The following is a 13586-nucleotide window of genomic DNA, read 5'->3' as shown; positions in this document are numbered from 1 at the left end:
CTGGAGAATTGAAGGGAGACGCCCGATGACTCTTGACGGCATCCACATTGGAGCAGAGCCCACTGGAGGCCTCTACGTTCACGAGATCTCGGTGGTCATCCCCGTTTATCAGGGCGAGAAGACGCTGGCCACCGTGCTCGAGGAATTGGAGCCGTACACCGTCGGGTTCATGACGCCGGGTCGCCGCCAGGCCCGTGTCGGCGAGGTGATCCTTGTCCACGATCATGGCCCGGACCGATCCGCCGAAACGTTGAGGACGTTGTCCGACCGCTACCCGCATGCGAAGACGGTGTGGCTCAGTCGCAACTTCGGGCAGCACGCCGCCACCCTCGCGGGAATCGCTTCCTCCGGCGGCGCGTGGATCGTGACGCTCGACGAGGACGGGCAGCACGACCCGTCTTACATAGCAGCGATGCTCGATACGGCGCTCGACGAGCAGGCTTCCGTGGTGTACGCCAAGGCGATCAACCCTCCCCCTCACGGGGCCATCCGAAACACGGCATCGCGTGCCTCCAAGGCGATCCTCCAGAAGGTCTTCGGCGGTGGTCAGGCGAGGGACTTCAACAGTTTCCGGCTCATCATCGGGGACGTCGGCCGGAGCATCGCCGCGTACTCGGGCACAGGTGTGTACCTCGACGTCGCGCTCACATGGGTGGCGAATCGAATCGTCACGTGCCCGGTCCTGCTTCGCGAGGAGGGAGGTCGTCGTTCGGGGTACTCCTACGCGAAACTGTTCGCCCACTTCTGGCGGATGATCCTGTCGACCGGCACGAAGGGGTTGCGCCTCGTCACGCTGTTGGGCGTCCTCTTCGCTGCGGGCGGGATCGTCTTTGCGCTGTTCCTCACCGTGGTGAGACTGGGCTCGGGCGATGTTCCCGAAGGCTGGACGTCGCAGATGATCGTGACGGCCCTCGGCACCGGGGCGATCCTGGTCTCGCTGGGCATCGTTGCGGAGTACTTGGGGGTGGCGGTGAATATGGCCATGGGAAAGCCGCCGTATCTGATCGTCCGAGATCTGCACCTCGGGCCGTTGGGCAAAGCGCATGAGCGTGGATGACGCTGCTGAACTGATCATCGGGCGCGGGCTTCTCGGTCGCGCGGTGCTCGAGCGGCTTCGTCCAGGGACGCCCGCGGCTTCTGTCCGCTGGGGCGACGCGGATCAGGCCGTGGACGATCTCGTGGCCGCCGCGAATGCAGTCATCGCGAGCGCTCGAGGCGGATGGCAACTCTACTGGTGCGCTGGTGCGGGGGTGACCGCGACGTCGGCGGAGGCTCTTGAGACCGAGGTGGCGGTCTTCCGTCGTTTCCTCACGGAGCTGGAGGACCTTCCAGAGCAGGTGAGGCACAGGGGCACGGTATTCCTGGCGTCGTCCGTGGGCGGAGCGTACGCGGGCGCGGGAAGCCCCCCGTACGACGAGCACTCTCCAACCCGAGCGCTCAGTCCGTACGGGGTGGCGAAGCTCAAGATGGAACAGGCGTTAGCCGACTCGTCCGCGTCCTCGGGCATTCGTTCGTTCATTGCCCGGATCACCAATCTCTACGGCCCCGGTCAGGACCTCTCGAAAGGCCAGGGCCTGATTTCGACGATCGCTCGGACTTACATCACGAATCAGCCAGCCAGCATCTTCGTGCCACTCGACACGATTCGTGACTACGTCTACGCGGCGGACTGCGCGGCCGTCATCGTCGCCGGCGTCGCTCGGACGAGAGGTCTCGGTCCGGGGTCTAGCGTGGTGAAGGTCATCGGCTCATCCCACGCGGTCTCGATCGGCGCGCTGGTCGGAGAGTTCGGCCGCCTGATGAGGCGCCCGCCGCTCATCGTGCTCGGCGCAGGTAACGCCAGTGGTCAGGCGCCGGATCTGCGGGTCCGCTCCGCCGTATGGCCCGACCTCGACGCCTTGATCAGCACCACGTTGCCTGAAGGCATTTCGCGAACCCACCGCTCTCTTCTGCGGTCGGCGAGCACAGGCCGTGCCTTCGCCGGGGGCTGAGCCAAGTCGCGTTTCGGGACTGCTGTAGGCTCGTGGCCGTGATCGTCAGAGAATTGAGCGTCCCCGGCAGCTTCGAATTCACCCCCCGACAGTTCCCCGATTCCCGGGGATCTTTCGCGGAGTGGTACCGGTTCGAGCCAGTCGAGGAGGCCGTCGGACATGCCCTGGATCTGCGTCAAGCCAACATCTCTCGCTCCGCAAAAGGCGTGCTGCGCGGCATCCACTACGTGGACCTCCCCGGGCAGGGAAAGTACGTCACGTGCGCATCTGGCGCGGTGCTCGACTTCGTAATCGACATCCGAGTCGGCTCCCCGACCTTCGGCCAGTGGGACTCCGTGCTGCTTGACGATAAGGACCGTCGCGCGATCTACATCGCTGAGGGCCTCGGCCACGCGTACGTCTCGCTGGAAGAGGATTCCATCGTCACCTACCTCTGCTCAAACACCTACAACGCGGAGACCGAGGGCGCCATCTACCCGCTCGATCCCTCGATCGGCCTCGTGATGCCCGAGAGCATCGGGGAGCCGCTGCTCTCCGATAAGGACGTGGTCGCTCCAAGGCTCGACGATCTGGTCGCGGCGGGATCATTGCCGACCTGGGACGAGGCTCGCCAGTTCTTCCGTGGTGGACGTCAGGAGGCGGGACAATGAAGGGGATCATCCTGGCCGGGGGAACCGGCTCGCGTCTCCACCCGCTGACGATCGGCGTCTCCAAGCAGCTCATGCCTGTGTACGACAAGCCGATGATCTACTACCCGCTGACCACGCTCATCCTCGCCGGCATCCGCGAGATCCTCATCATCACCAGTCCTCACGACCAGGAGCAGTTCCAACGGCTGCTGGGTGACGGGTCGCAGTTCGGCATCGAGTTGACCTACAAGGTCCAGCCATCGCCCGACGGGCTTGCTCAAGCCTTTGTTTTGGGAGAGGAGCACATCGGTGGCGACACCGTTGCCCTGATCCTTGGCGACAACCTGTTCTACGGGCAGGGGATGGGTTCGCAGCTCCACCGGTATCACGACGTCGACGGTGCCGCGGTATTCGGCTACTGGGTCGCCGAGCCGTCCGCTTACGGTGTCGTCGAGTTCGATCAGCACGGAGTCGCGTTGAGCCTCGAGGAGAAGCCGGAAAAGCCGCGGAGCAACTACGCGATTCCCGGCCTGTACTTCTACGACAATCACGTCGTCGAGTACGCTGCATCCCTCGTCCCCTCCCCCCGCGGCGAGCTGGAGATCACCGATCTGAACCGTCTGTACCTCGAGGCGGGCAAGCTGAAGGTCGAGGTCCTCACGCGCGGTACCGCGTGGCTGGACACCGGCACGTTCGATTCGCTCAACGAGGCGTCCAATTTTATCGAGACGGTGCAGAAACGGCAGGGTCTTTCGATCGGGTGTCCCGAGGAAGTCAGCTGGCGTCAGGGGTTCCTCTCCGACGATCAGCTCCGGGAGCGCGGCGAGGCCCTCGTTAAGAGCGGCTATGGGCGCTACCTTCTCGGTCTTCTTGAGCGTAAAGACTCCCTGAACGCCGCGCACGCCTGACCGTTTCCCGCCGCCGACCTCGTCCGTCGGCCGGCTCACCATCTTGAAGGAGTACCGTGTCATCTCTTGACTTCGACCTGGTCGTCGTAGGGTCTGGTTTCTTCGGACTGACGATCGCCGAGCGAGCAGCGTCCGACGGGCATCGGGTCATCGTGATCGATCGACGCGACCACATCGGAGGCAACGCCTACAGTCACCGCGACCCGGACACTGGTATCGAGGTACACAATTACGGCGCTCATCTCTTCCACACCTCGAATCGGACGGTGTGGGAGTACGTCAACCGATTCACCTCGTTCACCTCCTACCAGCACCGGGTGCACACCAACCATCACGGCGTCGTTTATCCGCTGCCCATCAACCTCGGCACGATCAACCAGTTCTTCGCGTCGGCGCACAGTCCGGAGGAGGCGCGCCGCCTGATCGCCGAGCAGGCGTCCGAGTTTACGATCGCCGACGCTCGCAACCTCGAGGAGAAGGCGATCGCCCTCATCGGGCGCCCCCTGTACGAGGCGTTCATCCGCGACTACACCGCGAAGCAATGGCAGACGGATCCGACCGAGCTGCCGGCCGAGGTCATCTCGCGGCTCCCCGTTCGGTACACCTACGACTCTCGCTACTTCAACGATGCCTTCGAAGGTCTGCCGGTGGACGGCTACACCGCCTGGATCGAGCGAATGGCTGACCACCCCTTGATCGAGGTTCGATTGGGCACTGACTTCTTCGACGAGTCGCAGCCGATCAACAAGGCGGCGGTCGTCGGCACTCTTCCGGTGGTCTACACCGGTCCGGTGGACCGGTACTTCGACTACGCTGCAGGGCCTCTAGGTTGGCGCACGCTCGATTTCACCTCTGAGGTGGTCCCGGTCCCCGACTTCCAGGGGACCCCGGTGATGAACTACGCCGACGCCGACGTGCCGTACACCCGCATCCACGAGTTCCGGCATTTCCACCCCGAGCGGGAGGAGTACCCGAAGGATCGGACCATCATCATGCGGGAGTACTCCCGCTTCGCAGAGGCGGACGACGAGCCTTACTACCCGGTGAACACGCCTGATGACCGTTCGAAGCTCCTGCAGTACCGCGAGATGCAGGCCAGCCAGCCCGACGTGCTCTTCGGCGGGCGTCTTGGCACCTATCAATATCTCGACATGCACATGGCCATCGGTTCGGCACTGACGCAGTACGCCAACAAGGTTGCCCCGATGCTGAGCGGAAGTCCGTCGGCGTGACCGGTGATCGTCTTGTCCTGAGCAAGGTCGTGTTCCCCGGCCCCGAGGAGCCCGACACCATGCCGCTCTACCTCGACGTCGATGAATGGACCGAGCTCACGGTCGAACGCTTCCCCGACGAGGCGTTCGTCCGCCGCCCGCGCGCGGCGATTCCTCGGGAGACGCAGTCGACCCCGCTGAGAATCTCGCATCGCAACGCCGCTCCTCTCGTCACCGGTCGGCGGTCTCTGACGATCCCGCGCGGAGAGCGCGTCTCCCTGGCGACGTATTTCAACGCCTTCCCCGCGAGTTACTGGCGCCGGTGGAGCGTCGTGGACGGCGTCGTGCTCGAGATCGAGACCGCCGGGATCGGCGATATCGTCGTCTACCGCTCGAACGCCCGGGGAATCGTCCAGACCGTCGCGACGCGGCACGTCGAGGGGCCGAGCACCTCCCGGTTCGATCTCGCCTTCGATAACTTTCTCGACGGAGGCTGGTACTGGTTCGATCTGGTGGCGCGCTCCGAGGACCTGCATTTGACCGAGGCCGCCTGGTTGGCGCCTGACTCGTACTCGGGCCGCTCGATCGGCTCCCTCTCTATCTCCGTCACGACGTTGAACCGGACGGCCTACTGCCTCGCTCTGCTGCAGTCGATCGCGTCCGACAGCGACCTGGTCGAGAGTGTGCACGAGATCACCGTGGTCGATCAGGGTTCGCAGCATTTGCGGGACGAGGCGGGCTTCGATGAGGTGCAAGCCGACCTCGGCGACCGACTCCGTGTCATCGAGCAGCGCAACGTCGGCGGCTCCGGCGGCTTCTCCCGCGGAATGCTGGAGGCGCTGCAGGCGGACGGCCCCGAACACGTCATGCTTCTCGACGACGACGTGGTCGTCGACCCCGAGGGTGTGCGCCGAGCGCACGTGTTCGCGGCGCTGTGCCGCAACCCCACCATCGTCGGCGGCCACATGTTCGACATGTACGACAAGACGAAGCTGCATGCGTTCGCCGAGGGGGTGGACCGTTGGAACTTCCTCTGGGGCCCGATCACCCCGGGCCGCCACAATCTCACGTCCATGAACCTTCGCCAGACCCCGTGGATGCACCGCCGGTTCGACGTGGATTACAACGGTTGGTGGATGAGCGTCCTGCCCGTTTCCGTGATCCGTGAGATCGGCCTCTCCCTCCCTGTCTTCATCAAGTGGGATGACGCGGAGTACTCGCTTCGCGCAAAGTCCCATGGGGTGTCGACCGTATCGCTGCCGGGCGCTTCGGTGTGGCACGTGTCATGGGTGGATAAGGACGATTCCCGAGACTGGCAAGCTTTTTACCACGCCAGAAACCGGTTGGTCGCAGCCCTACTGCACTCGCCGTTCGCTCGCGGAGGACGGCTCCCGATCAGCAATCTCGCGAGCGACATCCGCCATCTGCTCACGCTCGACTACTTCACCGTCCAGCTCCGTCAGGCCGCGTACGAGAGCGTGCTCGCCGGTCCTGGTGCTCTGCACGGCGAGCTCGAGACCCGCCTGCCCAGCATCCGAGAGGCAGCGAAGGACTTCCGCGAGACACGCCTGATCCGTGAGATCCAGGAGTTCGAATCCTTCCCCGCAACCGACAGCTCCTCCCACGCTTTGTCGCTCGGAGCCAGGCCCCGCGGACGGAAGGCGTGGATGCGCTTCCTGGTCCCGGCGCTGCGCTGGCACTGGTTCGCGCAGGTGCCCGAGTCTGCGCAGGGTCGTCCCGACACCCACGTGCCGCACGGTGCGCCGTGGTGGAGCGTCACGAACCGCAACAGCATGATCGTGTCCAACGCCGAGGGATCCGGCGTGACCTGGCACGTCCGTGATCGCGCTCGGTTCCGGTCGCTCCTCGTCTCGACGGTGAGGAGCAATCTCCGGATCCGTCGTCAGTGGCGGGCGTTGGCTGATCAGTATCGCTCGTCGCTCGGGGAGATGACCAGCCCCCGACGGTGGAGAGAGACCCTCGGGCTCGACTCCGGGACGCAGGCCGTGACGCCCCCCCAATCGGGGCGGGAGCGATGAGTCCGGCGGTGAACGGTCCGGCGCGATGACGACCTTCCTCCGCGACCAGTCGTCGGACTTCTCGACGCCGGGGTCCGGCAACGGGATGCTCGACGTGTTCCGGTACCGATACCTTCTTCGTCTGCTCGTCCGTAAAGGGATCTTGACCCGTTACCACGGCTCGGTGCTGGGATGGACGTGGTCGTACGTCAAGCCGGCTGCGCAGTTCCTCACCTTCTACCTCGTCATGGGCGTCTTCCTGGACCTGAATCGAGGCATCGAGAACTTCGCCGTCTACCTGTTCTCCGGCATCGTCGTCGTCAACCTCTTCAGCGAGGCATTCGGCAATGCGACGCGCTCGATCGTGGACAATGCGCCACTCGTCAAGAAGATCTACCTGCCGCGGGAGCTATTCCCACTCGCAGCCGTGTTCGTCGCTTTCGTGCATTTCCTCCCGCAGCTCGTGATCCTCATGATCGCAGCGGTATTCACCGGCTGGTCACCGGTTCCACTGCAGATCGTCGGCGGGCTGGTGGCGATCTTCATCGTCCTCGCGATCTCGACCGGGCTCGGTCTTCTCTTCGGGGCGGTTAACGTCTCATTCCGGGACGCGCAGAACGTCGTCGAGCTCATCCTGCTCTTCGCCACGTGGACATCTCCCGTGCTCTACTCCTGGACCATGGTCCGAGACGCGACTCCGACGTGGCTCTTCGACCTTTACATGCTCAACCCTCTGACCGCGGCGGTCGAGCTATTCCACGATGCGTTCTGGCTCTCCACGACGGAGGATGGAGCGAGTCGCCCGGAGAACCTCGCGGTCCTCGCTCTCACCGCTCTGCTCGTGTCACTCTCCACGCTGCTCATCGGGCAGCTCGTATTCCGGAAGCTCGAGGGTCGTTTTGCCCAGGACCTCTGATCTCGCGAACCCCCGGATCATCATCGACTCCGTCGATAAGGTCTTTACGCTGCGGCACACCCACTCGTTCAAGGAATCCTTCGTGGCATGGGTGAAGCGAAAGACAACGTCGACGTCCTTCCAGGCGCTCGAGGGCATCAGCTTCACCGTGGCGGAGGGGGAGTCGGTCGCGCTGCTGGGGTACAACGGCTCGGGCAAGAGCACATTGCTGAAGCTCATCTCCGGGGTGCTGAAGCCTGATGGGGGGCGGATCCTCACTCGCGGTCGGGTGGCCGGCCTCATCGAAGTCGGGGCCGGATTCCATCCGGACCTGTCCGGCCGAGAGAACGTGTACCTCAACGCGGCGATCCTGGGCATGCGGCGGTCGGAGATCGACGCTCGGTTCGATGAGATCGTGGCCTTCTCGGAGATCGGCGAGTTCATCGACACTGAGGTCAAGCACTACTCCTCGGGGATGTTCGTGCGATTGGCCTTCTCCGTCGCAATCCATACCGAGCTCGATATCCTCCTGGTCGACGAAGTGCTGGCCGTCGGAGATGCGCCGTTCCGCGAGAAGTGCGTCGCGAAGATCAAGGAACTGGCGTCGCAGAACAAGACGATGTTCGTCGTCAGCCACGACCTCGGGATGGTCTCGCAGCTGTGCACTCGTGGTGTGGTGATCCGCCACGGTCGAATGATCTTCGATGGGACGGTCGACGACGCGATCGCGGCCCTGCAGAAGGACGTCTAGTCCAACGAAACTCCGGCGGGACTCCATAAGAGGGCGCAAGGAGCCACCCGCAGCCAGGTCGTCTACCGGGGCAGTCGGCCCCGCCACGAGCGCCCGCGCGCCGCGGTGACGGCGCACAGCACGAAGAGCATCAGGCCGCCCTCGGCGAGCAGGTAGCTCTCGGTCATGCTGTTCGCCAGCAGCAGCACGAGGGTCAGCGCCGGCCAGACGTGCACGGTCGAACGCCGATCAGAGGCGACGAGCCAGGCGCGCACGAGCGCCAGGCCGAGCGCCACGATGAGGGCGATGAGGCCGGCGAGGCCGAGCTGGAGGGTGATGTCGACGAAGGCGTTGAGAGCCGACTCCGCGGGGCGACCGAAGGCGTCGTCGATGGTGAGGAACGGGAAGACCTCGAGCGGCCACGCGCCGACCCAGCCCCAGCCCTGAACGGGGTAGACGGTCGCCCAGGCCTCGACCTGCGCCCAGACGCTCGTGCGGGCGGTGACGTCGGCAGCGGCATCCACCGCGTCGACCAGGGGGGAGCGGAAGATCCAGCCGACGCCCACCGCCACCACGGCGGAGACGAGCAGGGCGCCCTGCACCGCGCGGCGCCGCTCGGCCTGCATGCGGCGCAGGCCGACCAGCGCGAGGCCGGCGACGGCGACGGCCGAGAGCACGAGCCAGCTGACGGGGGAGCGCGCGAACACCAGGCACGCCGCCGCGAGGGCGAGCGAGTAGGCCGTGAGCGCGCGCGGCACCGACCGGGTGCGGTACTCCACCCAGAAGCTCAGGGCTGCCAGGGCCGCGAGGAACGCGAGCGAGTTGCGGGTGCCCGCGAGCCCCTCGATCGGCCCGCCCGCCGCGAGGTCGCCGCCGATCTCGAGGAAGCGCAGCGGGGTGTCGATGATGATGCCGCTCAGCACCTCGAGCGCCAGCGAGACGGTCAGCACCCAGCGCAGCCCGTTGCCGACGCCGCGCACCACCTGGATGGTGTCGCGCACGAGCGCGATGTAGAGGCCCAGAGCGGCGAAGGCGAGCGCGTAGAGCACGCCGCCGACGGAGGCCCAGTTGTACTGGCTCCAGAGCACGCTCAGCACCATCAGGGTGAACAGGGCGATGAGCGAGACCGGCAGGATGCCCCGCCACTCGACCCGATCGGGCTGGCCCGCGATGCTCAGGCCGGCCAGCACCACGAGCGTCACGATGATGGCGATCGCGCCCGGCCAGCCGAAGAACGCGCGCACCGCGTGCGTGCAGAGGGCGACCACGATGATCACCTCGGTGAGCACCTGGCTGAACTGGGGCGAGGAGAACTGCTCGCGGGCCTCGGCGAGCAGGGCGCGTCCGCGACCGGCGGCGGCGCCCGCCGCGGCGGAGGCCCCGCTCATGTCCGCGCCCGGTCGCGGGATCCGCCCGCGAGCGCGGGGCGGGGCGGCGCCTCGAACCAGCCGCTGTGCGAGCGGGAGGCCACGGCGAGGTAGACGAGCAGCAGCCATCCGGCCTCCACCAGGATGCGCGACTCGGCGAGACTCTGCACCAGCAGGGCGACGATGAGCAGGGCGGGCAGCAGCCGAAGGGCGGGGGTGGCCGCGCGCGGGTCGGAGGGAGCATCCACCGCCCACGACCAGCAGCGCAGCAGCGTCGTGATCGCGAGGGCGGCGAAGACGGCCGCGCCGACGAGTCCCAGCTGGAACGCGACATCGAGCCAGGCGCTGTGCGCCTGCAGGTAGCGCACGCCCCCGTAGACGGCGAGATCGTCGAACGGCGCGACCCATGGCGCCCAGTAGCTCACCCAGCCCCAGCCGAGCACCGGGCGCTCGCCGATGAGCTCGACGACCGAGGCCCAGATGTCGAGCCGGAAGGTGAGGTCGCTGCTGCGCCCGAGCAGGTCGAGAAGGGGCTCGCGCAGCGCGAGGACGAGCGCGGTGAACGCGGCGGTGCCGGCGGCGAAGACGCCGTAGAGGATCAGGCGGCCTCGGGTTCCCAGGCGCCGGGCGATCAGCAGCACGCCGAGCACGGCGGCGACGGCGATGGTCATCGCGATGACGGTGCCCGAGCCGGAGAGCGCGAAGGCGGCCACGGCGGCGATCAGCCAGGCGATGCCGGCGACCCGGCCCACGCGCCGGTCGGCGAGCTGGATGGAGAACACGATGATGGCCAGCAGCGCGGCGAGCCCCAGCAGGTTCGCGTTGCCCATGATCCCCTGGATGCGGCCGCCGTCGAAGAGCAGCGAGCGCGACCAGTAGTAGGCCCGCGGGAACGGCTCCTCGTACGAGACCCACAACGGCAGGATCGGGCGGCCGACGAGCACCTCGACCGCCAGTTCGAACACGAGCGACAGGCCGATCACCCAGCGCAGGGCGACCCCGAGCGCCCGCAGCATCGACGGCAGGCCGACGGTCTTAGCCATGACGATCGCGCCGAAGGCGGTGACGAGCGTCGAGAGCGCTCCGAGCGCCGACGCTCCCGGGTACGCCGACCACAGGATCGACGCGACCATGAGCATCAGCAGAGCCGCGAGGGGCTTCGGGATGCGCCTCACGTCGACCCGCTCGCGCACGGCGATGACGACCCAGCACGCCAGGAGCCCGGCGATGATCGCGCCCCAGCCGAACCACGTGATCGAGTAGCGCCACACGTCGCCGGCGAGCAGCGTGAACAGAGTGAGGGCGGCGAGGGCGACGCGGCGCTCCCGGAGCCAAGACATGGCAAGAGCCTACCGGCGACACGTTCGCCGGGTGAGACCCGACAGTAACGCACGTTCGATTTCTTGCACCCCGCCACGTAACGTTCGTTTGTGGACAGAGCGGCATACCTGATTAGCGCAGCCGGCATGCCGAATTACGGCGATGAGATCGTACTGCGCACCTGGCTCAGGCACCTCGCGGAGCACCAGCCCGATCGCACCGTCTGGGTGGACAGCCCGGAGCCCGGCCGCACCGCCATCCTGATGCGGGCAGAGAACCCGCGAGCTCGGTTCGTGAACACGCTCTGGCATTTGAGCCGTCGCGCGCCGAGCGCGGATTACCCGACACTTCGTCGGTACGTAACCACGATGGTCGACGACCTGGGGACGCCAGAGCTGGACTCCGGACTCCTCCTGCTTCGCGACGCCGGATCGTATCACGTCGTGGGAGGTGGCTTTCTCAACGCGCTGTGGCCGGAGAACCTCGCGTTCATCGCAATCGGCGCTCACCTCTCCTCAACCCGGGGGATCCCAGCCCACATCACGGGTGCGGGACTCGTCCCGAGTGATCCGTCAGCGGAGCAGCTGCTTCGCGCCGACCTCGCCGAGTTCTCCGTCGCCGAGGCGCGCGACGATGCGAGTGCCGCTGTCGGGGGAATTCCACTTGGGTGGGATGACGCCGTGCTCCGCTGGCAGGAGGTCGTGACGGCCGAGCCCGACGGTGCGCCCGACATCATGATCCTGATCCAAGGTGATCTCGGTGCCGCGAGCATCGAGGAGGAGGAGGAGGTTCGCATCGTCGCGGACTTCATCGCACGCGCTCGGGAGAGGGGTTCTCGCTCGATCGGGTTCGTCGAGGGTTATCCGCAGTTCGATGGTCGGCGGTGGGGGCGCTATCGGACAGATTACCCCGATGCGGCCTTCCTGCCCTTCGAGTTCCTATGGGAGACGGGGTTGCCCGCGCGCCCCGGCCAGGTATGGCTGACGACCCGATTCCACTTCCATCTGCTGGCGGCAGCGCACGGTGCCGCGGGGCTGGCGGTGGTCAGCGATGAGGACTACTACGCGCAGAAGCATGCGCTGCTTCGCCGGTGGGGCACGGGGTGGCCGCTCGTCAGCCGGATGGAAGCACGCTCCGCGCTCCCGGAGCCAGCGCGGGACGAGGCGTTCAGCCGGATCCTGGCGGCGGCGCAGCAGGAGAAGGCCACGCTCGCCCGTCGGATCTACCCCGCCCGGGTGCGGGAGCAGGCAGGCTGGCGCGCCGTGCTCACACGAAGGCGCTGACCCCCGTGATGGCCCGGCCCACGATGAGGCTGTTCATCTCGCGCGTGCCCTCGTAGCTGTAGAGCGCCTCGGCGTCGGCGTGGAAGCGCGCCACGTCGTAGTCGAGCACGATGCCGTTGCCGCCGAGCGCCTCGCGGCACATCGCGACCGTCTCGCGCATCGCAGTCGTGCAGTACGCCTTCGCCATCGAGGCGTGCTCGTCGCGCTGGGTGCCGGCATCCTGCATCTGCGAGACCTTCGTGCACATCGCGATCGACGCGGTGATGTTCATCAGGCTGCGGCTCAGCAGGTCCTGGATGAGCTGGTGGTGCGCGATCGGCTTGCCGAACTGCACGCGCTCCTTCGTGTAGGCGACCGCGGCCTCGTACGCTCCGATGGCGGTGCCGACGGCGGCCCAGGCGACGTCCGCGCGCGTGAGCCGGAGGACCGCCGCGGTGTTGCGGAACGACTCGGCCTTCTCGAGCTTGTGAGCGGCATCCAGGCGCACGTTCTCGAGGGTGATGTCGGCGTTCTGGACGATGCGCAGCGACTGCTTGCGCTCGATCTTCGTCGCCGTGTAGCCGGGGGCGTCGGTCGGCACGATGAAGCCCTTGACCTGGCCGTCGACGGTGCTCTTCGCCCAGATGATGGTGATGTCGCTGAAGGTGGCGTTGCCGATCCAGCGCTTGGCGCCGTTGAGCACCCAGCCGTCGCCATCGGGGGTCGCGGTCGTGCGGAGGCCCTGCGCGGCGTCGCTGCCGGAGAGCGGCTCGGTCAGACCGAAGGCGCCGATGACCTCGCCGCTGGCGAGCTTCGGCAGCCAGTGGGCCTTCTGCTCCGCCGAGCCGTTGACGCCGATCGAGCCCATGGCCAGGCCGTTCTGCACGCCGACGTACGTCGCCACGCTCGCGTCGATGCGCGCGAGCTCGAGCGCCGACCAGCCGCCGTACAGGGCGGAGTACTCGCCGGTGCGCGTCTCGCCCCACAGCTGCCCGAAGAGGGGGTGCCGGTGCAGCACGTCGACGATCTCGCGCGGGAACTCCGCCTTGTCCCACGCGTCGTTCACGAGCGGCTTGAGCTGAGACTCGGCATCGAGGCGCAGCGCGAGCAGCGCCTCCTTCTCATGGTCCGCGAGAGCGTTCTCGAAGCCGTAGAAGTCACTGGCGAGGGTGGGGAAGTCGGTCATGTCGGAGAAATTCCTCTGGATAAGCGAAGTGTGCTGTCCTCAGAGTAGGCAGCACGCTCGCTCCGCCGG

The 13586-nt window shown here is 66.6% G+C and carries 12 protein-coding genes; 9 read left to right on the top strand and 3 right to left on the bottom strand.

Going from position 1 to position 13586, the window contains the following annotated elements:
• The first annotated feature begins 25 nt into the window (after positions 1 to 25).
• The 8 genes from OVN18_RS02305 to OVN18_RS02270 are packed head-to-tail and all read left to right on the top strand — an operon-like array spanning position 26 to position 8403.
• Positions 26 to 1057, top strand: a complete 1032-nt coding sequence (locus OVN18_RS02305) for a glycosyltransferase (protein WP_267781670.1) — start codon at positions 26 to 28, stop codon at positions 1055 to 1057.
• Positions 1044 to 1991, top strand: a complete 948-nt coding sequence (locus OVN18_RS02300) for an NAD-dependent epimerase/dehydratase family protein (RefSeq protein ID WP_267781669.1) — start codon at positions 1044 to 1046, stop codon at positions 1989 to 1991. The genes OVN18_RS02305 and OVN18_RS02300 overlap by 14 nt, the downstream gene beginning before the upstream one ends.
• Positions 1992 to 2029: 38 nt before the next feature.
• Positions 2030 to 2641 (top strand): dTDP-4-dehydrorhamnose 3,5-epimerase family protein, encoded by a 612-nt coding sequence (locus OVN18_RS02295; RefSeq protein ID WP_267781667.1) that lies wholly within the window; start codon positions 2030 to 2032, stop codon positions 2639 to 2641.
• The gene (gene rfbA / locus OVN18_RS02290; RefSeq protein ID WP_267781665.1) at positions 2638 to 3528 is read left to right on the top strand and encodes a glucose-1-phosphate thymidylyltransferase RfbA; all 891 of its coding nucleotides are present in this window, start codon (positions 2638 to 2640) and stop codon (positions 3526 to 3528) included. Before OVN18_RS02295 ends, rfbA begins: the two co-directional genes overlap by 4 nt.
• 56 nt (positions 3529 to 3584) lie before the next feature.
• Positions 3585 to 4760: a UDP-galactopyranose mutase gene (glf, locus tag OVN18_RS02285; RefSeq protein ID WP_267781664.1), complete on the top strand. Its 1176-nt coding sequence runs from the start codon at positions 3585 to 3587 to the stop codon at positions 4758 to 4760.
• Positions 4757 to 6778, top strand: coding sequence for a glycosyltransferase (locus tag OVN18_RS02280; protein ID WP_267781663.1), 2022 nt, complete (start codon positions 4757 to 4759; stop codon positions 6776 to 6778). The genes glf and OVN18_RS02280 overlap by 4 nt, the downstream gene beginning before the upstream one ends.
• Positions 6779 to 6803: 25 nt before the next feature.
• Complete coding sequence (locus tag OVN18_RS02275) at positions 6804 to 7673, top strand: ABC transporter permease (RefSeq protein ID WP_267781661.1); 870 nt, start codon at positions 6804 to 6806, stop codon at positions 7671 to 7673.
• On the top strand, positions 7657 to 8403 hold the full coding sequence (locus OVN18_RS02270; RefSeq protein WP_267781660.1) for an ABC transporter ATP-binding protein: 747 nt from the start codon (positions 7657 to 7659) through the stop codon (positions 8401 to 8403). Before OVN18_RS02275 ends, OVN18_RS02270 begins: the two co-directional genes overlap by 17 nt.
• 62 nt (positions 8404 to 8465) lie before the next feature.
• Here OVN18_RS02270 and OVN18_RS02265 read toward each other — a convergent pair whose 3' ends face one another.
• Entirely contained in the window at positions 8466 to 9770 is a 1305-nt protein-coding gene (locus tag OVN18_RS02265) for an O-antigen ligase family protein (protein WP_267781659.1), read from the bottom strand.
• Entirely contained in the window at positions 9767 to 11089 is a 1323-nt protein-coding gene (locus OVN18_RS02260) for an O-antigen ligase family protein (protein ID WP_267781658.1), read from the bottom strand. Before OVN18_RS02260 ends, OVN18_RS02265 begins: the two co-directional genes overlap by 4 nt.
• A gap of 126 nt (positions 11090 to 11215) precedes the next feature.
• On the opposite strand from OVN18_RS02260, the gene OVN18_RS02255 reads away from it, so the two are divergent.
• Positions 11216 to 12352 carry a polysaccharide pyruvyl transferase family protein gene (locus OVN18_RS02255; RefSeq protein ID WP_267781656.1) on the top strand — a complete coding sequence of 379 codons (1137 nt, stop codon included), beginning with the start codon at positions 11216 to 11218 and terminating at the stop codon, positions 12350 to 12352.
• On the opposite strand, the gene OVN18_RS02250 is transcribed toward OVN18_RS02255, so the two are convergent.
• A complete protein-coding gene (locus OVN18_RS02250; RefSeq protein WP_267781655.1) occupies positions 12336 to 13517 on the bottom strand; it encodes an acyl-CoA dehydrogenase family protein in 1182 nt (393 codons plus the stop codon). The two genes, OVN18_RS02255 and OVN18_RS02250, sit on opposite strands and share 17 nt — an antisense overlap.
• Positions 13518 to 13586 lie beyond the last annotated feature (69 nt).

Origin of the sequence: Microcella daejeonensis (assembly GCF_026625045.1) — a bacterium.
Taxonomy (GTDB): Bacteria; Actinomycetota; Actinomycetes; order Actinomycetales; family Microbacteriaceae; genus Microcella; species Microcella daejeonensis.
The sequence above is the reverse complement of the archived record's forward strand: the minus strand, read 5'-3'. Positions and strand labels throughout refer to the sequence as shown.

What these genes read in the sequence shown, in the direction of transcription:
- OVN18_RS02260 (WP_267781658.1), bottom strand. Translation starts at nt 11,089, where the DNA reads ATGTCTTGGCTCCGGGAGCGCCGCGTCGCCCTCGCCGCCCTCACTCTG.
- OVN18_RS02305 (WP_267781670.1), top strand. Translation starts at nt 26, where the DNA reads ATGACTCTTGACGGCATCCACATTGGAGCAGAGCCCACTGGAGGCCTC.
- OVN18_RS02275 (WP_267781661.1), top strand. Translation starts at nt 6,804, where the DNA reads ATGACGACCTTCCTCCGCGACCAGTCGTCGGACTTCTCGACGCCGGGG.
- rfbA (WP_267781665.1), top strand. Translation starts at nt 2,638, where the DNA reads ATGAAGGGGATCATCCTGGCCGGGGGAACCGGCTCGCGTCTCCACCCG.
- OVN18_RS02300 (WP_267781669.1), top strand. Translation starts at nt 1,044, where the DNA reads ATGAGCGTGGATGACGCTGCTGAACTGATCATCGGGCGCGGGCTTCTC.
- OVN18_RS02255 (WP_267781656.1), top strand. Translation starts at nt 11,216, where the DNA reads ATGCCGAATTACGGCGATGAGATCGTACTGCGCACCTGGCTCAGGCAC.
- OVN18_RS02265 (WP_267781659.1), bottom strand. Translation starts at nt 9,770, where the DNA reads ATGAGCGGGGCCTCCGCCGCGGCGGGCGCCGCCGCCGGTCGCGGACGC.
- OVN18_RS02250 (WP_267781655.1), bottom strand. Translation starts at nt 13,517, where the DNA reads ATGACCGACTTCCCCACCCTCGCCAGTGACTTCTACGGCTTCGAGAAC.